We start from the raw sequence: 19,284 nt of genomic DNA on the forward strand, positions 1-19,284 counted from the left end.
GCGTCCCGGGGCCGGTCAGGCGACCGGCCGCGACGGCGCCCGCCCGGCCAGGAAGTCGGCCCAGGTCCGCACGCCTCTCGCTGCACCGGGCCGGGCCAGGTTCGCGCCCTCCCGGTACGCACGGCCGGCCCGCCCGGGGATGCGTACCGGCAGCCGCGCCCGGCGCTTCCCGGCAGCGGTCAGGTAGCCGGTCAGCAGGTCGCCGATGCCGTGGGTGTCCGGCCCGGCCAGGTCCGGCACCAGCCCGGCGGGCGCGCCCAGCGTCAGCTCGGCCAGGCGGGCCGCCACCTCGGCCGCGTCGACCGGCTGCAACCGCAGGCCGCCCGGCACCGGCACCACCGGCAGTCTCGTCATCGCCGTCAGCATGGTGAGCACAAGGTCGTGGACCTGCGCGGCGCGCAGCACCGTCCACGGGATGCCGGAGTCCGTCACCGCGCGCTCGGCGTCCAGCTTGGACCGCGTCCAGGCCAGCGGCACCCGGTCGGCGCCGGTCACCGAGATGTGCACCAGGTGCGTCACGCCGGCCCGGCGCGCGGCCCGGACCAGGTGGGCGGTGGCGCGGTCGTCGCCCTTCGCGCCGCCGGACAGGTGCAGCACCGTGGACACCCCCCGCAGGGCGGGGGCGAGGTCGGTGCCGGTGAGCAGGTCGGCGGTCACGTGGGTGACGCCGTCGCCGGGCTGTCCGCCGCGCCGGCTGAGCACGCGTACCGGGTGTCCGGCGGCGCGCAGCAGCGGTACGACGTGCTGCCCGATCGTGCCGGTGCCGCCGGTGACCAGGATCTGTGCGGTCATTCGTCGTTCTCCCGTCGTCGTTCTGCCACGTCGACCCGCGCGGGCCCGCCGAAGTGACAGGTGTGACGACGGTCACCTCCGGTCACGTCGGCGGCACCCGGCGGGTCGAGACGACGTGCGGGAGGGGAGGCTCAGGTGGTGGACACCCGGCTGGCGGAGCGGTTCGAGGGGGAGCGGCCGCGGCTGCGCGCGGTGGCGTACCGGCTGCTCGGGTCGCTCACCGACGCCGAGGACGCGGTGCAGGAGACCTGGCTGCGGCTGTTCCGTACCGACGCGACCACCGTCGACAACCTGGACGCCTGGCTGACCACTGTGGTCGCCCGGGTCAGCCTCAACACGCTGCGGTCCCGCGCCGCCCGCCGGGAGGACCCGCTGGACGTACGCCTGCCCGACCCGGTGGTGGACACCGGCGCCGGCGACCCGGCGCACGACGCGGTGCTCGCCGACTCGGTGGGGCTGGCGCTGCTGGTGGTGCTGGACACGCTGGCCCCGGCCGAGCGGCTCGCGTTCGTCCTGCACGACATGTTCGGCGTGCCGTTCGACGAGATCGGCCCGCTCGTCGCCCGCTCACCGGCGGCGGCACGGCAGCTCGCGAGCCGGGCCCGCCGACGGGTACGCGGACAGGCGCCCGTGCCCGATCCGGACCTGGCCCGTCAGCGGGCCGTGGTGGACGCGTTCCTCGCCGCCGCCCGCGACGGCGACCTCGACGCGCTGATCGCGGTGCTGCACCCGGACGCGGTGCTGCGCTCCGACGCGGGGACCGCCCGCTCCCGCCACACTGTCGTGTTCAGCGGCGCGACGACGGTGGCGGCACAGGCCACCACGTTCGGCCGCTTGTTCCCGTACGCCCGGCCGGTGCTCGTCAACGGCGCCGCCGGGGTGCTGGTGAGCGCCGGGGACCGCCCGCTGTCGGTGATGGCGTTCACCGTCACCGGCGGCCGGATCGCCGCCGTGGACGTGATCGCCGACCCGCACCGCCTGGCCGCGCTCGGTCTCGCCGGCTGATCCGGAGCCGCTTCAGCCGACCAGAACCAGGTTGGCCATGTCGACCACCGGCCGGAATCCGAGCCGGGCGTAGAGCCGGTTCGACACCGGGTTGGCCTGGTCGGTGAACAGGCACACCCGCGCGCCCTCGGCGGTGAGCAGCCGGCACACCTCGGCCACCGCGTTGCCGGCCCAGCCGCGTCCGCGCTGCCCGGGTGGCGTGTACACCGGTCCGACGCGGGCCACGCCGAACGACGGCGGGTTGGCGGCGGTCAGGTGCACCGGAGCCCCCGACTCGTCGGTCCAGAACCAGACCCGCCCGTCCCGGATGCGGCGCAGCAACTCGGCGCGGTCGGGCGTCTCGTGTGCGCTGGTGCCGGGCGGGCGGCCCGCCTGCTCGTCGGCGTCGGCCGTGAACGCGGCGAACCACGCGGCGACCAGGTCGACCTCGTCGGCGGTGGCCGTCCGCAACGCGCCCGGCACCGGCGCGGGCGGCGTGAGTTGGTCGAGCACGTGCAGCCGGGTGTGCTGGGCCACAGCGACCCGGCCGCCGTCGAGCCGTACGACCTCGTCGGCGCAGGCACGCGCGGCGGGCAGCGCGCCGTTCACCGCGCGGACCCGCTCGCCGCGCCGGTGCCACGCACGGGCCAGCGCCACGGCGGCCTCCGGCGGCATCGGCAGCAGGAACGGCGGTCGCGGCGGGAACGGCGCGGTACGCATCGCGGCGCCCACCACCGCCCCGGAGGCGTCGCGCACCACCAGCCACCAGTCGTCCTCGGGCACCGCGACGCCCTCGGCGCGGCGGGCCGCCATCCGGCGTGTCACGCTGGCGACGACGGTGTTGACCACCGGGTCGGCGGCCAGGTACGCCTCGGCGGCGTCGAGGAACTCCTCCGGGTCGGCGAAGAAGTGCAGGGTGTGCGCGGCGGTCATGCGGGCACGGTAGTCACTGCCGGCGGCCGGGTCGTAGCGGTTTTCCCGCCCCCGGTTCAGGGGGCGATGCGCAGCCGGCGGATGTGGGTGTCGTCGTACTCCTCGAACCGGAACCGCAGCCCCGCGAACGGGCTGCCGGGGAAGCCGCCGCTGATCGTCGCCGTCACCACCGTGCCGGCCGGCGTCTGCTCGACGTCGGTGATCTTGTACGTCACCAGCGGCGTGCCGCTGCGCCAGGCGCGGATCTCGTCGATCCCGCGGTGGGTGCGTCCTTCGTCCTCGACCACCGCGTCGTCGGCGAACAGCGCGAGGTAGGGCTCCTTGTCGGCCTGGCCGGCGAGCGCGAAGTAGCGGCGGACGATCTCGGGCGCGTTGCTCATGGGCGTGATGCTAGGCGCCGGGACCGACAAGAAGCGCCGTAACCGTGGCGGCGGTGGCGAGCACGGCGAGCGCGGCGCTGGTGGCCACGAACCGGCCCAGCGGCACCGCCACCCCGGCGGCCCGGCAGCGTTCGTACCAGATCAGTGTCGCCAGCGACGCCCACGGCGTGGCCAGCGGGCCGACGTTCGTGCCGATCAGCAGCGCCAGCAGCTGGGTGTGCCGGTCGGCCGCGATCACCGCCTCGCCGGCCAGGTACGCGGGCAGGTTGTTCACCGCGTTGCTGAACAGCGCGCCGACTGCGCCCGCCCGCAGCGCCCCCTCCGCGCCCGGGTCGGTGCCGATGAGCGTGCCCATCACCGTGTCCAGGCCGTGCCGGCCGATCGTCTGCACCACCAGGAACAGCCCGGTCACGAAGACCAGCAGCCGCCACGGCACCAGCGCGAGCCGCAGCCGGTGCCGGGCCCGGACCGCGAAGCCGACGACCAGGATCGCGGCGGCCACCCCGGAGGCGATGCCGATCTCCACCCCGGCGAGGATCCCGGCGACGAACAGCAGGCAGGCGGCGAGCGCGGTGCGGTAGAGCACCCGGTCCGGCGGCACGTACGGCCGCGGCGGGTCGAACGGGTCGGCCCCGGCGCGCGCCGGACGCCAGTACCACCACCACAGCAGCAGCGCGGTCACCGCGACGGCGACCAGCTGCGGCCACCACATCCGGGCCGCCCACGGCACCGGGTCCAGGTCGACCCGGTCGCTGGCCAGGATGTTCGTCAGGTTTGACACCGGCAGCAGCAGGCTGGCCGTGTTCGCCAGCCACACGGTCGTCATGGCCAGCGGCGTCGGCGGCACGTTCAGCGCCCGGGCCAGCGCGATCATCACCGGCGTGAGCAGCACCGCCGTGGTGTCCAGGTTGAGCGCGATGGTGGTTACCGAGGCGAAGCCGACGCAGAGCCAGAACAGGGCCCGGAAACTGCCCCGCGCGGTCACCGCCACCCGGGTCGCGAGCGCGTCGAACACCCCCGCCACGGCGGTCAGCTCGGCCAGCACCACCACGGTGCCGAGGAAGATCAGGATGGGCACGATCCGCCGCATCGTCGCCTCGGCGTCGGCGCGGGGCAGCAGCCCGGTGAGCACGAACACCACGCCGAGCACGGCCAGCCCGATCGCGATCCAGTCCAGCACGTGCAGGCGGCCCCAGCGGGAGCGGTCGGGCACGGCGTTCGGCGGATCGCCGGGGGTCTCCACGAGGGATGATCCTCGCACATGCCGGCGCGGGCGCAGGAGCCCGACGCGGTCGCGATCCGGGCTGCCGAGGGTGTCGATCTGTTGACCGTCGGTGGCCATAATGACCATGTGGTTGTAGGCGCGCACCCCACCCGGTCCGACCGCCCCATCGATTTCTTCATCAGCTACTCACCGGCCGACGAACGCTGGGCCACGTGGCTGGCGTGGGAGTTCGAGGCGGCGGGCTATCGCACGCTGCTGCAGGCGTGGGACTTCGTGGCCGGCACCAACTTCATCGACTTCATGGACCGCGGCGTCCGCGAGGCCGAGGTGGTGGTGGCGGTGCTGTCCGAGCGCTACCTGCACTCCACGTACGGCAAGCTGGAGTGGCAGGCCGCACTGCGCGCCGACCCCGACGGCACCGGCAACAAGCTCGTCACGGTACGCGTCGAGGACTGCCCGATCGACGGCCTGCTCGCCACCATCACCTATGTGGACCTGGTCGGTGTCGACGACCCGGTCCAGGCCCGCAACCGGGTGCTGGACCGCATCCGGGAGGCGCTCGACGGCCGGGCCAAACCGATGCGGCAGCCGGCGTTCCCGCACCACCCGGCCGACCCGCACGGGGTGCTCGCCGCGCCCGCCGCCGGAGCGCCCGCCCCGCGCCGCGCCCGGCGTACCCCGATCAACCCGCCGCCGTTCCCGCCGGCCGCGGTGGCGCCGCCGACGGCCCGGGACACCGTCACCGTGCTCCAGGTCGCCGGGCCGCGCTTCGGCCGGGGCGTGATCACTCCCGGCGCGCCGGTCACCCCCGGCGAGGTGCAGGAACACCTGATGGGTGACCTCACGCTGCTGATGAACGACGGCGTGCCCCGGCCGGACCTGCTCGTCGTCGCCGGCAACCTGACCGAGTCGGGCAGCCCGCGCGAGTTCTCCGACGCGCTGAGCTTCCTCACCGGCCTGCGGGTGCTGCTCGGACTGGAGCCGCACCGCCTGGTCGTGGTGCCCGGCCCGCGCGACGTGACGATGGCGGCGTGCCGCGCGTACTTCGCCACCTGCGAGGCCGACGACGTCGACCCGCAGCCGCCGTACTGGCCGAAGTGGCGGCACTACGCGCGCCTGTTCGACGACCTCTACCAGGGGCTCGACGACCGGATCTTCGACAGCGAGCAGCCCTGGACGCTGTTCCCGGTGCCGGACCTGCGCGTGGTGGTGGCCGGACTGAACTCCACCATCGCCATCACCCACCGCGAGGAGGACCGGTACGGCTTCCTGGGCGAGGCGCAGTCCAGCTGGTTCGCCCAGCGGCTGCGCCACTACCAGCAGTCCGGCTGGCTGCGGCTCGGCGCGATGGCGCACGCGCCGGGGGCGCGCAGCCCGTACGCCGACGAGGTGCCGCCGGACCCGGTGTCGCTGCGCGACCGCGGCTCGGTCAACCGGCTGGTCGGCCCGATGCTCAACCTGCTGCTCTCCGACGCCGCGCCGTCGGCCCGGGTCGACCCGGTGGTGCCGCTGGCTGCCGCGCCCCGCGACGGCCGGGCGCAGGTGCTGCGGCTCGGCGGCGACGGGATGACCCGCTGGGTGCTCGGCCGCGACGACCGGCTCGACGGCGGCACTGTCACCGCCGTGTCCTGGCCGCACGCGGAGGCCACCTTCGGCGCGTCCGGCCCGGCCCAGGTGCCCGACCCGCGCCGTCCGGCCGCCGTCGAGGGGGCCACCCAGGGCGTGGCGGCGGCCGCCGCGCCGGTCGCCCCGGTGCAGCGGCTGCTGGACCGGCTCGCCGAGGTCTGCGAGGCCCGCTACGACCGGGTGGTGGTACGCCGCGTCGGCACCGACCCGCCGCACCTGTACATCAGCTACCGCTCCGACGGGGTGGTCCGCCAGCAGCGCGTCGGCGCGCACGTCGGCACCCCCACCGCCGCCGACGTGGACGTCTTCGCCCGCCGGGTGCACGCCACCGACCCGGACATCGCCTCCGAGCTGGTCTACGACGGCGACCGGGTGGCGCGTGGGCTGGCCGAGGAGGCGCAGCGCCGGGGCGTACGCGTGCTGCACCTGACCGAGTTCCAGGGCCTGCTCGACCTGCGCGAGTACGTCGCCGCGCAGACCGCCCGGCTCCAGGCCGACCGGCTCTACCCGCCGGGGCAGTACGTGCCGCAGCGCTATCGGCACCTCGTCGGCGCCGACCAGCGCGTGCGCGACGACGTGGTGGACGAGTTGCTGGAGACCGTCTCCGCGCCGGACGGCCGGTTCGTGCTGGTGCTCGGCGACTTCGGCCGGGGCAAGACGTTCGCGTTGCGGGAGGTGGCCCGGCGGCTGCCCACCGCCGCGCCGGACCTGATCCCGATCCTGGTGGAGCTGCGGGCGCTGGACAAGGCGCACTCCGTGGACGGTCTGGTCGCCGCGCACCTGGCCAACCACGGCGAGCAGGTCATCGACCTCAAGGCGTTCCGCTACATGCTGCGCCAGGGCCGCATCGTGCTGCTGTTCGACGGGTTCGACGAGCTGGTGGCCCGGGTGACGTACGACCGGGCGGCCGACCACCTGGAGACGCTGCTGCAGGCCGCCGAGGGCAACGCGAAGATCGTGGTGAGCAGCCGGACCCAGCACTTCAAGACCAACTCACAGGTGCTGACCGCGCTCGGCGAACGGGTGGGCCTGCTGCCGCACCGGCGCGTACTCGCCGTGGAGGACTTCACCCCCGGGCAGATCGAGGCGTTCCTGCGCAACCGGTACGGCGGCGACGAGCGGGCCGCCCGCGAGCGGATGGACCTGCTGGCCGGCGTGAAGGATCTGCTCGGGCTCTCCCGCAACCCGCGCATGCTCGGCTTCATCGCGAACCTGGACGAGGGGCGGCTCGCCGCCGTGGCGGGGGCGGGCGGCACGTTCAGCGCCGCCGCGCTGTACCGGGAGATCCTGGAGTCCTGGCTGGACTTCGAGGAACGCCGCACCCAGGGCATCCCGGGCGCGCCGGTGAGCCTGCGCCGGCCCGAGCTGTGGCAGGCGGTCAGCCGGCTGGCGTTCCAGCTGTGGGAGAGCGGGGAGGCGTACCTCCGCCTGGCCGAGCTGGCCGAGTCCACCGGTCGGCTCGCCGGGCGGGCCGACTCGCGGCTGTCCGGCCCGCAGGCGGCGCACGCGGTCGGCGCGGGCAGCCTGCTGGTCCGCACCGACGACGGGCTGTTCGGGTTCATCCACACCTCGGTGATGGAGTGGCTGGTCGCCGAGGGGGTGGCCGAGCAGATCAACAGGGGTGAGGAGCCGGCCGCGTTGGCGGTACGGTCGTTGTCCGCGCTCGCCGTGGAGTTCCTCGGTGACCTGGCCGACCCGGCCCGCTGCACCGCCTGGACCGCGCGGGTGCTCGGGGACGAGTCGGCGGGGGAGACGCTGCGCGCCAACGCGCTGCGGCTGTCCGCCCGGCTGCGCCTGCCGGACCGGGCCGACCTGCGCGGCGCGGTGCTGCGCGGCGAGGACCTGTCGCACCGCGAACTCGCCGGGGCCGACCTGACCGGCGCCGACCTGACCGACGCGCGGCTGGTCGCCACCAACCTGACCGAGGCGCGGCTGGAACACGCCCGGCTGCGCGGCGCCCGCCTGGACCAGGCCCGCCTCGCCGGGGCGGACCTGCGCGACGCGGAGATGGCCGGCGCCCGCCTGTTCCGTACCGACCTGCGGGGCGCGCGCGTCGCCGGCAGCAGCTGGCACCGCACCGCGCTGATCGACGTCAGCGCCGACCCGGCGCTGCTGCGCGCCCCGGAACTGCGCGGCGCCGTCGTCGCGCCGGGCCGGCCGGTCGCGCCGGGCCTGGCCCCGCCCGCCGTGGGCGTCGGCTACGGCTTCGAGGTGGGCCGGCTGCCGGTGCCGGTGGCGTACAGCCCGGACGGCGCGGTGCTCGCCGTCGGCAGCGACGACGGCGGTGTGCTGCTCTGCGACACCGCGACCGGGCTGCCGGTGCGCACGCTCCAGGGACACCGGTCCCGGGTGTACGCGGTCCGCTACGACGCCGCGTCCCACCAGCTCGTCACCGGCTCGGCCGACCTCACCGTACGGCTGTGGGACGCCGACCACGGCGACGTGCGGCACGTCATCGAGGACGTCTTCACCGGCTGGGTGTGGCCGCTGCTCACCGACGGCCGGCGCGGCCGCCTGGTGGTCGGCGACGCCGCGGGGGTGGTGCGGCTCTACGACACCCGCGGCGCCCGGCTGCGGCACGAGTGGCCCGGCCACGCCGCGCCGATCTGGGGCACCTCGTTCAGCCCGGACGGGCGGCGGGTCGTGGTGGCCGACAGCGCCGGCACGGTCCGCGGCTGGGACATCCCCACCGGCAAACTGGCGTTCGAGGTGCAGGAGCCGGAGGTGGTCTACCGGGTGGTGCACTCACCGGACGGCCGCCTGCTGGCCGCCGTCGGGCAGCACGGCCGGATCTGGATCCGCCGGGCCACCGACGGCGAGCTGCTGCGCGCGCCGCGCGGCCACGAGGCCGACGTGTACGCCCTCGACATCCACCCCGACGGCACGCTCATGGCCACCGGCGACACGCACGGCGCGCTGCGGCTCTGGGAGACCGAGACGGGCCGGCCGGTGCGGGTGCTCGGGCGGCAGCGCGGCGCGATCTACAGCGTCCGGTTCAACGGCGACGGCAGCCTGCTCGCCACCGCCGCCAGCGACGGCGCGATCCAGCTCTGGGACACCGACGACGGGCAGGTGCGGCACGAGCTGACCCGGCACCGCGGCTCGGTCTGGCCGGTGGTCTGGCGGCCGGACCAGAACCAGGTGGCGACCAGCAGCAACGACGGCACCACCCGGCTGTGGGACGTCCGCAGCGGGCAGCTCCAGCACACGCTGCGCGGGCACGGCCGCCGCGTCACCGCGCTGTCCTTCCGGGACGACGGTGAGGTGCTGGCCGCCTGCGGCAACGACGGCGTGATCCGGCTCTGGGAGCCGCGCACCGGCCGCCTGCTGCGGCAGCTCGCCAGCCCGGCCGACCGGCTGCTGTCGGTGGTGTTCTGCCCCGAGGAGCCGCTGGTGGCCACCCCGAGCGGCGACGGCGGCGTGCACCTGTGGAACACCGACACCGGCGCCGACGAGCGCGAACTCAACGTGGACACCGACCACGTCTGGGCGGTCGCGTTCAGCCCCGACGGTGACGCCCTCGCGACCGCGAACGACGACGACACGGTACGCCTCTGGTACCGCCGGACCGGCCGGCACTTCGCCACGCTCACCCCGCACCGGGGACGCGTGCGCACCGTCGCGTTCAGCCCCGACGGCGAGACCATCGCCACCGGCTGCGACGACCAGACGGTACGGCTCTGGGACGCCGCCACCGCCACCTGCCGCCTCACCCTCGAGCACCACACCGATCGGGTCTACTCGGTCGGCTTCAACAGCGAGGGCACGCTGCTCGCCAGCGCCGGCAACGACGGCACTGCGGTGGTGTGGGACGCGATCACCGGTGAGCGGCGCCTGGTGCTCACCGAACACGACGGCCGGCTGTGGTCCTGCGCGTTCAGCCCGGACGGCAACCTGCTCGCCACCGCCGGCGACGACCTGGTGATCCGGCTCTGGGATCCGGTCACCGGCCGGCTGCACGGCACCCTGGCCGCGCACACCCGGCGCGTCTGGTCGGTGCACTTCAGCCCGGACAGCAGCGTGCTCGCCAGCGCCGGTGACGACGGCACCGTACGGCTGTGGGACGTGGCCGACCCGGAGCACGCCCAGCTGCGGACCACACTCATCGGCCTGCCCGACGGGTGGGCGGCGGTCAGCCCGGACGGCCGGTACAAGCTGGACGGCGATCCGGGCGGCCAGTTCTGGCACGTCATCGGCACGTGCCGCTTCGAGGTGGGCGAACTGGACCCCTACCTGACCCAGGTCCGCCGCCTGTCCGTAGACGCCCCCTTCTGACCCCCGGCCGCCCCCCGCCTCCGCCCGCCCACCTTCCTCGTTGATCAAGGAGTTTGTGTCCCCGCCCGCCCGCCCGACCCGGACACAAACTCCTTGATCACCGCCCCGGTTCACCGGGAGGGGCGCTGGTCGTACCGTCACCGTCCGCGGCCCCCGGGGGTGTCCGGAGATCTTGGTAGGAAACGGCCCCTATGAGGGCCCTTTCGTACCAAGATCTACTGCGGTTTCCGGGATGTGGTCCGCGAATCCTGGAATCCGGACGCACCTGGCCGATATGGGTGGCCGGGCAGGTCGCCGCGCAGGGGGCCGGTGGGTCGGCCGCACCCCTGCCCGCGATCTTGCGCTTTGTGCCCGGGCGAACGGGGCATTCGGGGCGCGACTCGGGCCGAAAGTGCAAGATCGCGGGGGAAGGGGGTGCGGGGGGTGGCCGGGGCGGGCGGTTTGTGCCGCCCGCCCCGGGCCGGGACTCCGGTCAGCGGCGCCACTTCTGGTTGGCGGCGCCGGTGCAGTCCCAGATCTGCAGCCGGGTGCCGTCGGCCGAGCTGGGACCCGTCGCGTCCAGGCACTTGTTCGCCTGGGGGTTGACGATGTCCCCGGCCGCGCTGAACACCCACTTCTGCGCGCCGGTGCCGTTGCAGTCGTAGAGCTGCACCTTGGCGCCGCTCGCCGTCGACCCGGCGGCCACGTCGAGGCACTTGCCGAGCGCGCGTACCGAGCCGTCGGCGTTCCAGGTCCAGCGCTGGGCGGCGGTGCCGTTGCAGGTCCACAGCTGCACGGGCGTGCCGTTGGCGGTGCCGGCGCTGGCCACGTCGACGCACTTGTTGCCGTACCCGATGATCTGGCCGCCGGTGCCCCCGCCGCCGTTGTCCCACGCCTGTACCCGGACGTAGTCGATGGTCATGGTCTGCGGGAACATGGTGCTGCCGTCCGGCGAACCGGGCCAGTTGCCACCGACCGCCACGTTCATGATCATGAAGAAGGGGTGGTCGAAGACCCAGCGGTTGCCGCCCAGGTCGGCGGGGGTCTTACGGGAGTACGCCACACCGTCGAGGTACCAGGTGATCGAGTCCGGCGCCCAGTCCACAGTGAACGTGTGGAAGGCGTCGGCGAGCGCCTGGCCGCCGGGCAGCGAGGTGGACGCGCCGACGCTGTTGCCGCCGGAGTAGCCGGGGCCGTGCAGCGTGCCCCAGACGGTCGAGGGGGCGTAGCCGACGTTCTCCATGATGTCGATCTCGCCGCTGCCGGGCCAGGGGTTCGTGCCGATGTCGTTGCCGAGCATCCAGAACGCCGGCCACAGTCCCTGTCCACGCGGGACCTTGATGCGCGCCTCGAACCGCCCGTACGCCTGGGCGAACGTGCCGTTGGTGAGCAGCCGGGCCGAGGTGTACTGGCAGGTGCCGTACCAGCAGGAGTAGCCGGACGGGTTCTCCCGGCGGGCGGTGATGACCAGGTTGCCGTTGCCGTCGAGCGCGGCGTTGCGGGTGCTGTTCGTGTAGTACTGCAACTCGTTGTTGCCCCAGCCGCCGCCACCGATGTCGTAACGCCACTTGCTCGCGTCGGGGGCGGCGCCGGCCGGGCCGTTGAAGTCGTCGGACCAGGTGACCGCGCCGGGCGCGGCGATCGCGGGGGAGTGGGGGACGACGGCGAGGGCGGCGGTGAGGCCGACCGCCGTCGCCGCCAGGGCGGCGAGGGTACGGATGGTGCGCACGGGGCGCCTCCTGCGGGGGTGGTGGCTGCCACCGTCACGGCGGCCGGCCCCGCCCAACGGTAAACAAACCATACAAATAGACTTCGATGAAGGTATGAACGAAGTCGGTCGATGTCAAGAGAGCGTTTCCCGCTGGCGCTCCGACGTCGGCTCCGGCTCGCGCTGCCGCACCACTGTGGGCCGGCGCATGTCCCGCCACGGGCCGCCCAGCAGCGGCGTCAGCACCACCAGCAGGTAGCACGCGCCCATCACGACGAGCGTGGACGTCGGGCCGAACCGGTCCGCGGCGAATCCCGCGCCGACCGCGCCGGCCGGCATGGCCGCCCACGCGCCCGCGCCGATCACGCCGTACACCCGGGCCCGCATCGCGGGCGGCACCCGCTCCAGCTCGACGGCGCCCATCAGCGGGTTGAGCGAGCCCGCGGCCAGCCCGGCGACCGCGACCACGGCGACCACCACCGGCAGCGGCGGTGCGGCGGCGAGCGCCCACAGTGGCGGCGCGCCGCACAACACGTACGCGGTGACGAACGTGGCCCGGCGGGGCAGCCGGTGCCCGATCGCGCTGAACACCAGCGAGCCGACCAGCGCGCCACCACCCATGACGCCGACCAGCAGGCCGAACGCGGCCGGGCCGCCGAGTTCCCGGTCGGCGACCACAGGCAGCAGCACCTGACTCTTGGCCGCGTCGAACAGGTTCGTCACCAGCACCAGCAGGACCATGGCGCGCAGCAGCGGCTCGCGGGCCAGGAAGCGCAGCCCGGCGGCGAACTGCCGCCAGTAGCCGCCGGCCTCCGGCTCGCTCTCCTCGCCGGACGGGCTCAGGCGGCGTGGCACCAGCAGCGCCACGACGAGCGCTGACACGGCGAACGTCACCGCGTCCACCGCCAGCACCGGCAGCGCGCCGAACACGCCGACGAGCAGGCCGGCCACCGGCGCGCCGATCATCCGGGCGCCGCGCGAGGTCGCCTCGGCCCAGCCGACCGCCCGCTCGATCGGCACCCCGGCCGCCGCCGCGGCCTCCGGGAGCAACGCCGTGCGCGCGGTCTGCCCGGGTGTGTCGAGCAGGCCGCTGACGAAGACCAGGGCCAGCAGCGCCGGGAACGGCAGGCCGACGGTGGCGTGCAACAGGGGTACGGCGGCGATGGTCACGCCGGAGACCACGTCGGCGAGCACGCTGGAGCGCCGGTAGCCGATCCGGTCGACGAGCACGCCGCCGAACGCGCCGCCGAGCACCACGGGCGCGGTGGCGAACGCTCCGGCCAGTCCGGTGGCCGCCGGTGAGCCGGTCTCGGCCAGCACGTAGAGCGGCAGCGCGATGAGCGTGAGCACGTTGCCGGTCAGTGAGACGGCGTGCCCGATCAGCAGTCCGGCCAGCGGCCGGCGGTCGCGGGTCACTGCGGCCCCCGGTACGCCTGCCAGATCAGCGTGACCATCTCGGCGCCGGCCCGGCCGGGTGCGCCGCGCTCCTGCCAGCGTCGGCCCAGCGCGGACAGCTCGTCGCGCAGCTCGACCAGTTCCTCCGGCGTCAGGCGCAGCACGATGTCGCTGCTGGTCGTGCCGCGTACCCAGGCCGGGTCGAGGCTCGCCTCGGAGTCCAGGTACGCCTGGTAGCGGTCCACGTAGCGCTGCATGGCGGCCTGGCGCAGCAGGTTGCCGGCGAGCCGGCGCTCCGGGTCGTCGAGCAGTTCGAGCGGATCCCAGTCGGTGGTGGCGTGCGCGGCCCGCCACCACCGCTCGCGCCGGTCGCGGGCCAGGTCGGGGGCCTCGGTCACGAAGCCGTGCTCGGCCAGCTTGCCGACGTGGTAGCTGACCGAACCCACCGCCTCGCCGGTGCGCTCGCTGAGCATGCCGACCGTCTGCGGGCCGCGCAGGCGCAGCTCGCCGAGCAGTCGTAGCCGGGTGGGGTGGGCCAGCGCCCGCATGGCTCGCGGGTCGCTCACGCGCCGGTTGGCGGTTCCGTCCGTCATATCGACAGACTAGACCTACAACAGATGATGTACAAGAAACCTTGTATTTACCGTGCGGCCTCCGGCGTGTGGCGGTACAGGTCACGCAGCAGGCACACCTCGGACAGGTGGTGGATCACCTCCCGGTTGATGTGCAGCACGAGCGTGGCCATCGGGACGTCCGCGAACGGCCCCTCCGCCGGGCCGCAGGGGCGGCCCAGGCCGTCCTCGCCGAGCGCCTCGACCCCCGCCGTCCAGGCGGCGTACTCCTCGTCGAGCTGGGCCAGCGCGCCGGCCGCGGTGGGGGAGTAGGGGAACGAGGCGTAGTCGGTCGGCGCGCGGCCGAAGTGCGACGCGTTGCGCATGGCCAGCACGCCGACGATGACGTGCGCGAGCCGCCACGCGATGGTGGTGAACGGCGGCGGGTCCGGCTGCGGCATCGCGAAGTCGATCGTCGGCGTGCCGCCGTCGGCGCGTGGTCGCAGGCTCCAGCAGCCGGGGACCGGCTCCCAGAGGTATTCGGCGTCGGTGAGCCCGGCGAGGCGGTCGCGCAACTGGTAGGTCCAGTGCCAGGTGAGCTGTTCGCGGAGCAGCGGGTTCCAGGTCAGATCGGTCATGCGCCTCAGCGTGCCACCGGCCTGGGACAGAAAACGGCGCGCTCAGTCCCGCCGCGCCGTCGTACGGCCCTTGAGGCGGCGGCCCATCTCCCGGGCGATCTCCTTCTTCGCGTCCCGCTCGGCGAGCGCCTGGCGCTTGTCGTACGACCGGCGGCCCCGGGCCAGGCCCAGCTCCACCTTGGCCCAGCCGTCGGCGAAGTACATCGACAGCGGCACCAGCGTGATGCCGCCGTCGCGCAGCTTCTCCAGGATGCGGGTGATCTCCACCCGGTGCAGCAGCAGCTTGCGGGTGCGCCGGGGCGCGTGGTTGGTCCAGGTGCCGAAGCCGTACTCGGCGATGTGCAGGCCGTACAGCATGATCTCGCCGTCGCGCTCCTGGGCGAACGCGTCGACAAGCGACACCCGCCCTTCGCGCAGCGACTTCACCTCCGTGCCGGCCAGCACGATGCCCGCCTCGTACGTCTTGAGGATGTCGTAGTCGTGCCGCGCCTTCTTGTTCGAGGCGATCAGCTTGCGCCCGTTCTCCCTGGCCACGCGAGCAGGGTACCCGCGGGCGACGACTCGGGGCCGGTCGCCGGGCGGGTCGCGGTCACCCAGCCGGTGGTGATCAGCAGCAGCGCCGCGCAGTAGGTGGTCATCACCAGCAGGCCCCGCCCGGGCAGGTCGATCCCGGCCGCGCCCACGCCGATGAGCAGGTCGGAGACGAGGAAGAACGCGCCGCCCGCGGCGACCCGCGCCGACACCCCGGTCGCGGCGGCGGCCATCAGGCACAGCGCCAGGCTGTAGCCGAGCACCGGCAGCCGCAGCGGCCCGAGCATGCCCCACAACAGCGCGTTCGCGCCCGCCCAGGCGACCAGGTAACCGGCCCACGCCACGAGCGGCGCGCGGCGGTGCCGCACGAAGGCGGTGATGAACGCGACCTGGGTAACCAGGAAGAACCCCATGCCGGCGAGGAACGCGGTGTCACCCGGCAGGAGCAGGGCGACGTCGCCCGCGGTGGCGGCGACCAGGCCGACCGCCACCGCGTCGATGCGGCGCCGGTGCGCCCAGAGGTACGCCAGCAGCACCGGCGCGAGCAGCGGCTTGGCCAGCCACTGGAGCACCGTCGAGTCGAGGGCGACGCCGACCAGTTCGACGGCGGCGACCAGCCCGAACAGGGGCAGCAGCCGCCTCATCGGACCGGCTGCCAGCCGGGACGGCCGAACAGGTAGCCGAGGCGGTGCCGCCAGGAGCGTGCCCGGCGTACGTCGGACCAGATCGCGGCGAACTCGTGGGTGGCCACTCGCAGCGGGTTGTAGGTGCCGATGTTCGTGGTCAGCCCGTAGCGCGCGGTGGCCCGCTCCGGCTCGAACGTGCCGAACAGCCGGTCCCAGATGATCAGGATGCCGCCGTAGTTGCGGTCCAGGTACTCGGTGTTCGAGCCGTGGTGCACCCGGTGGTGCGACGGCGTGTTGAAGATCCACTCGATCGGCCGGGGCAGCACCTTGATCCGCTCGGTGTGCAGGAAGAACTGGTAGAGCAGGCTGACCGACTGCTGCAGGAAGATCATCCACGGCGGGATGCCGAGCAGCGCCAGCGCCAGCCAGAACGGCAGCGAGGTCATCGGCGTCCAGCTCTGCCGCAACGCGGTGGAGAAGTTGTAGTAGACGCTGCTGTGGTGCACGACGTGGCTGGCCCAGAGCACGCGTACCTCGTGGTGCGAGCGGTGGAACCAGTAGTAGGCCAGGTCGTCGGCGAAGAACAGGATCACCCAGGTCCACCAGTCGCCGGGGGACAGCTGCACCGGCGCCACGGTCCACGCCGCCGCGAACAGGCCGACGGTGAGCAGCTTCCACGGGAAGCCGATGATCTGGCTGCCCAGGCCCATCGACAGACTCGTGGTGGTGTCGCGCAGCTCGTAGCCGCGTTCGTCGTCGTCGGGCAGGAAGCGGTAGGAGACCGCCTCGATGACGATCAGGAGCAGGAACGCCGGGACGGCGTACAGCACGGCGGGGATCATGCGCGCGCTTCCCTTCCGGGGGTGGTGGGGGTGGGGGTGGGGGTGACCGGCGCGGTCAGCAGCTCCCGGGCGTGCCGGGCCGCCGCCGCGCCCTGACCGGAGGCGATCGAGGCGGCGAGACGGCGGTGCCCGGCGACGTCCAGCAGTTCGGCCGCGCGGGCGTCCGGAGGGACGTCGCCGACCGCGAAGGTGCCGGCCACCAGGCTGTTGAAGGCGAGCTGGTAGGCGGTGTTGCCGCTGCCGCGCACGACCAGCCGCCAGATGGCGATGTTCGCCTCGTTCATCAGGTCCAGGTCGGGGGCCAGGTCGCCGTACTCCTCGGCGGCCCGGACCACCGCGGCGACGACCGCCGCGTCGCCGCGCTCCGCGCAGAGCCGGGCCGCGTCGATCCCGACGCAGGCCCGCATCTCCAGCATGTCGCGCACCAGCGTCTCGACCGGGAGTACGTCGCCGGAGCGGGCCAGGGACAGCGCCAGGTCCAGCCCGGCGTGCACCCGCCAGTCGAGCACCCGGGTCGCGCCGCCCTGGCTGACCCGGACCAGGCCGAGTTGTTGCAGGCGGCGCAGCGCCTCCCGGACCGCGTGCCGGTTGACCGCGAACGCGCCGGCCAGTTCCCGTTCGCCGGGCAGCGTCTCGTCCGGCGCGTACCGGCCGGAGACGATCGCGTCGCGCAGCCGGCCGAAGACGTGGTCGGAGACCGAGACGCGGGGCGCGGGATCGAAGGTCATGCGCAGCAGTGTGGCCCCGCGCACGTCAACCCGTCAACTGGTTGTACCAGTCGAATTCCGGGGCGGCCGGTGCGTACCGCGGCGGTCACCCCTCGTATCCTTTCCGCCGTAGGACCCGCCAGAGGGAAGGGAGTCGGTGTGAGCGACGGGGTCGAGACGCTGGAGTTCCAGGCCGAGGCCCGTCAGCTGTTGCAGCTGATGGTGCACTCGATCTACTCGAACAAGGACGTCTTCCTGCGCGAACTGATCTCGAACGCGTCCGACGCGCTGGACAAGCTGCGGCTGGAGTCGCTCGTCGACAAGGACCTGCCGGCCGACACCGCCGACCTGCACATCGAGATCGAGGCCGACAAGGACGCCCGTACGCTCACCGTGCGGGACAACGGCATCGGCATGACCCGCGACGAGGTGGTCCGCCTGATCGGCACCATCGCCAAGTCCGGCACCGCCGAACTGCTGCGCAAGCTGCGCGAGTCGTCCGACGCCGCCGCCTCCCAGGAGCTGATCGGCCAGTTCGGCGTCGGCTTCTACGCCACGTTCATGGTCGCCGACAAGGTGACGCTGCTGACCCGCCGCGCCGGGCAGTCCGGCGGCACCCGCTGGGAGTCCGCGGGGGAGGGCACGTACTCGATCGAGGAGGTCGCCGACGCGCCCCAGGGCACCTCGGTCACGCTGCACCTCAAGCCGGTCGACACCGAGGACAACCTGCACGACTACACCGCCGAGTGGACGATCCGGGAGATCGTCAAGCGATACTCCGACTTCATCTCGTGGCCGATCCGGATGACAGTCGACAAGCCCGGCGAGGACGGCGCCACCACCCGCGAGGAGCAGACGCTCAACTCGATGAAGGCGCTCTGGGCGCGCTCGCGGGACGAGGTCGACGAGGCCGAGTACAAGGAGTTCTACCGGCACGTCGCGCACGACTGGGCCGACCCACTCGAAACCATCCACATGCGCGGCGAGGGCACCTTCGAGTACGAGGCGCTGCTGTTCCTGCCCTCGCACGCCCCGCTCGACCTGTTCTCCCCGCAGGGCCGCCGCGGCGTGCAGCTCTACGTCAAGCGCGTGTTCATCATGGACGACTGCGACGCGCTGATGCCCAACTACCTGCGCTTCGTCAAGGGCGTGGTGGACGCGCACGACCTGTCGCTGAACATCTCCCGGGAGATCCTCCAGCAGGACCGGCAGATCCGCGCGGTGCGCCGCCGGCTGGTCAAGAAGGTCCTCGCCACGCTCAAGGACATGTCCGCCGAGTCGTACCGCACGTTCTGGACCGAGTTCGGCGCGGTGGTCAAGGAGGGGCTGCTGGAGGACCCGGACAACACCGAGACGCTGCTGGAACTGGTCCGCGCCGCCAGCACCCACGACCCGGCCGAGCCGACCACCCTGCGCGCGTACGTGGAGCGGATGAAGGACGGGCAGAGCGAGATCTACTACGCCACCGGCGAGAACCGGGCCACCATCGAGAACTCGCCGCACCTGGAAGCCTTCCGCGCCAAGGGCTACGAGGTGCTGATCCTCACCGACCCGGTGGACGAGGTGTGGGTCGAGCGCGTCGGCGCGTACGACGGGAAGACGCTGCGCTCGGTCGCCAAGGGGCAGGTGGACCTGGAGACCGAGGAGGAGAAGGAGAAGGCCGAGGCCGAGCGGCAGGAGTACGCCGAGCTGCTCACGTTCCTCGGCGGCGCGCTCGCCGACAGCGTCAAGGAGGTGCGCCTGTCGACCCGGCTGACCACGTCACCGGCCTGCGTGGTGGGCGACGCGCACGACATGACGCCGACGCTGGAGAAGATGTACCGGGCGATGGGCCAGGAGGTGCCGCAGGTCAAGCGGATCCTGGAGCTGAACCCCGCCCACCCGCTGGTCACCGGCCTGCGCAAGGCGCACGGCGAGGGCGGCGACACGGCCGCGCTGACCGAGACCGCCGAGCTGCTGTACGGCATGGCGCTGCTTGCCGAGGGCGGCGAGCTGGCCGACCCGGCCCGGTTCACCCGCATCCTCGCCGACCGCCTGGCCCGCGGCCTCTAGCCATAAGGAGGGGCCCCTTCTTGTCGCCTACGCGATAGGA

Annotated in this window: 15 protein-coding genes; 3 read left to right on the forward strand and 12 right to left on the reverse strand. The window is 73.6% G+C overall.

Going from position 1 to position 19,284, the window contains the following annotated elements; translation table 11 throughout:
* Positions 1-15: 15 nt before the first annotated feature.
* A complete protein-coding gene (locus O7607_RS25895; protein ID WP_269705823.1) occupies positions 16-792 on the reverse strand; it encodes an SDR family oxidoreductase in 777 nt (258 codons plus the stop codon).
* Between the two features lie 135 nt (positions 793-927).
* Here O7607_RS25895 and O7607_RS25900 point away from each other — a divergent pair, with 135 nt between their 5' ends.
* Complete coding sequence (locus O7607_RS25900) at positions 928-1,797, forward strand: sigma-70 family RNA polymerase sigma factor (RefSeq protein WP_442929502.1); 870 nt, start codon at positions 928-930, stop codon at positions 1,795-1,797.
* A 12-nt stretch (positions 1,798-1,809) separates the two neighbouring features.
* Here the strand turns inward: O7607_RS25900 and O7607_RS25905 are convergent, their stop codons facing one another.
* The 3 genes from O7607_RS25905 to O7607_RS25915 are packed head-to-tail and all read right to left on the reverse strand — an operon-like array spanning position 1,810 to position 4,332.
* A complete protein-coding gene (locus O7607_RS25905) occupies positions 1,810-2,709 on the reverse strand; it encodes a GNAT family N-acetyltransferase (RefSeq protein ID WP_269705824.1) in 900 nt (299 codons plus the stop codon).
* A 56-nt stretch (positions 2,710-2,765) separates the two neighbouring features.
* Entirely contained in the window at positions 2,766-3,089 is a 324-nt protein-coding gene (locus tag O7607_RS25910) for a nuclear transport factor 2 family protein (RefSeq protein WP_269705825.1), read from the reverse strand.
* A gap of 10 nt (positions 3,090-3,099) precedes the next feature.
* Positions 3,100-4,332 carry an SLC13 family permease gene (locus O7607_RS25915; protein WP_269705826.1) on the reverse strand — a complete coding sequence of 411 codons (1,233 nt, stop codon included), beginning with the start codon at positions 4,330-4,332 and terminating at the stop codon, positions 3,100-3,102.
* A gap of 108 nt (positions 4,333-4,440) precedes the next feature.
* On the opposite strand from O7607_RS25915, the gene O7607_RS25920 reads away from it, so the two are divergent.
* Positions 4,441-10,215 (forward strand): TIR domain-containing protein, encoded by a 5,775-nt coding sequence (locus O7607_RS25920; RefSeq protein ID WP_269705827.1) that lies wholly within the window; start codon positions 4,441-4,443, stop codon positions 10,213-10,215.
* Positions 10,216-10,687: 472 nt separating this feature from the next.
* On the opposite strand, the gene O7607_RS25925 is transcribed toward O7607_RS25920, so the two are convergent.
* The 8 genes from O7607_RS25925 to O7607_RS25960 form a co-directional block, all read right to left on the reverse strand.
* Entirely contained in the window at positions 10,688-11,923 is a 1,236-nt protein-coding gene (locus O7607_RS25925) for a ricin-type beta-trefoil lectin domain protein (RefSeq protein WP_269705828.1), read from the reverse strand.
* Positions 11,924-12,037: 114 nt separating this feature from the next.
* Entirely contained in the window at positions 12,038-13,318 is a 1,281-nt protein-coding gene (locus O7607_RS25930) for an MFS transporter (RefSeq protein WP_269705829.1), read from the reverse strand.
* On the reverse strand, positions 13,315-13,890 hold the full coding sequence (locus O7607_RS25935; protein WP_269705830.1) for a helix-turn-helix domain-containing protein: 576 nt from the start codon (positions 13,888-13,890) through the stop codon (positions 13,315-13,317). The genes O7607_RS25930 and O7607_RS25935 overlap by 4 nt, the downstream gene beginning before the upstream one ends.
* 47 nt (positions 13,891-13,937) lie before the next feature.
* Positions 13,938-14,486 carry a DinB family protein gene (locus O7607_RS25940; protein ID WP_269705831.1) on the reverse strand — a complete coding sequence of 183 codons (549 nt, stop codon included), beginning with the start codon at positions 14,484-14,486 and terminating at the stop codon, positions 13,938-13,940.
* A gap of 42 nt (positions 14,487-14,528) precedes the next feature.
* The gene (smpB, locus tag O7607_RS25945) at positions 14,529-15,020 is read right to left on the reverse strand and encodes an SsrA-binding protein SmpB (protein ID WP_269705832.1); all 492 of its coding nucleotides are present in this window, start codon (positions 15,018-15,020) and stop codon (positions 14,529-14,531) included.
* The gene (locus O7607_RS25950; RefSeq protein ID WP_269705833.1) at positions 14,993-15,661 is read right to left on the reverse strand and encodes a lysoplasmalogenase; all 669 of its coding nucleotides are present in this window, start codon (positions 15,659-15,661) and stop codon (positions 14,993-14,995) included. The genes smpB and O7607_RS25950 overlap by 28 nt, the downstream gene beginning before the upstream one ends.
* Entirely contained in the window at positions 15,658-16,485 is an 828-nt protein-coding gene (locus O7607_RS25955) for a sterol desaturase family protein (protein WP_269705834.1), read from the reverse strand. The genes O7607_RS25950 and O7607_RS25955 overlap by 4 nt, the downstream gene beginning before the upstream one ends.
* Positions 16,482-17,213: a FadR/GntR family transcriptional regulator gene (locus O7607_RS25960; RefSeq protein WP_269705835.1), complete on the reverse strand. Its 732-nt coding sequence runs from the start codon at positions 17,211-17,213 to the stop codon at positions 16,482-16,484. The genes O7607_RS25955 and O7607_RS25960 overlap by 4 nt, the downstream gene beginning before the upstream one ends.
* 138 nt (positions 17,214-17,351) lie before the next feature.
* Here O7607_RS25960 and htpG point away from each other — a divergent pair, with 138 nt between their 5' ends.
* On the forward strand, positions 17,352-19,244 hold the full coding sequence (gene htpG / locus O7607_RS25965; protein ID WP_269705837.1) for a molecular chaperone HtpG: 1,893 nt from the start codon (positions 17,352-17,354) through the stop codon (positions 19,242-19,244).
* Positions 19,245-19,284: the final 40 nt, after the last annotated feature.

This window comes from Micromonospora sp. WMMA1949 (assembly GCF_027460145.1).
Classification (GTDB): domain Bacteria; phylum Actinomycetota; class Actinomycetes; order Mycobacteriales; family Micromonosporaceae; genus Micromonospora.

Excerpts from the sequence above, each read along its gene's own strand:
- O7607_RS25895 (WP_269705823.1), bottom strand. The coding sequence starts at position 792 with ATGACCGCACAGATCCTGGTCACCGGCGGCACCGGCACGATCGGGCAG.
- O7607_RS25905 (WP_269705824.1), bottom strand. The coding sequence starts at position 2,709 with ATGACCGCCGCGCACACCCTGCACTTCTTCGCCGACCCGGAGGAGTTC.
- O7607_RS25910 (WP_269705825.1), bottom strand. The coding sequence starts at position 3,089 with ATGAGCAACGCGCCCGAGATCGTCCGCCGCTACTTCGCGCTCGCCGGC.
- O7607_RS25935 (WP_269705830.1), bottom strand. The coding sequence starts at position 13,890 with ATGACGGACGGAACCGCCAACCGGCGCGTGAGCGACCCGCGAGCCATG.
- O7607_RS25940 (WP_269705831.1), bottom strand. The coding sequence starts at position 14,486 with ATGACCGATCTGACCTGGAACCCGCTGCTCCGCGAACAGCTCACCTGG.
- O7607_RS25950 (WP_269705833.1), bottom strand. The coding sequence starts at position 15,661 with ATGAGGCGGCTGCTGCCCCTGTTCGGGCTGGTCGCCGCCGTCGAACTG.
- O7607_RS25955 (WP_269705834.1), bottom strand. The coding sequence starts at position 16,485 with ATGATCCCCGCCGTGCTGTACGCCGTCCCGGCGTTCCTGCTCCTGATC.
- O7607_RS25960 (WP_269705835.1), bottom strand. The coding sequence starts at position 17,213 with ATGACCTTCGATCCCGCGCCCCGCGTCTCGGTCTCCGACCACGTCTTC.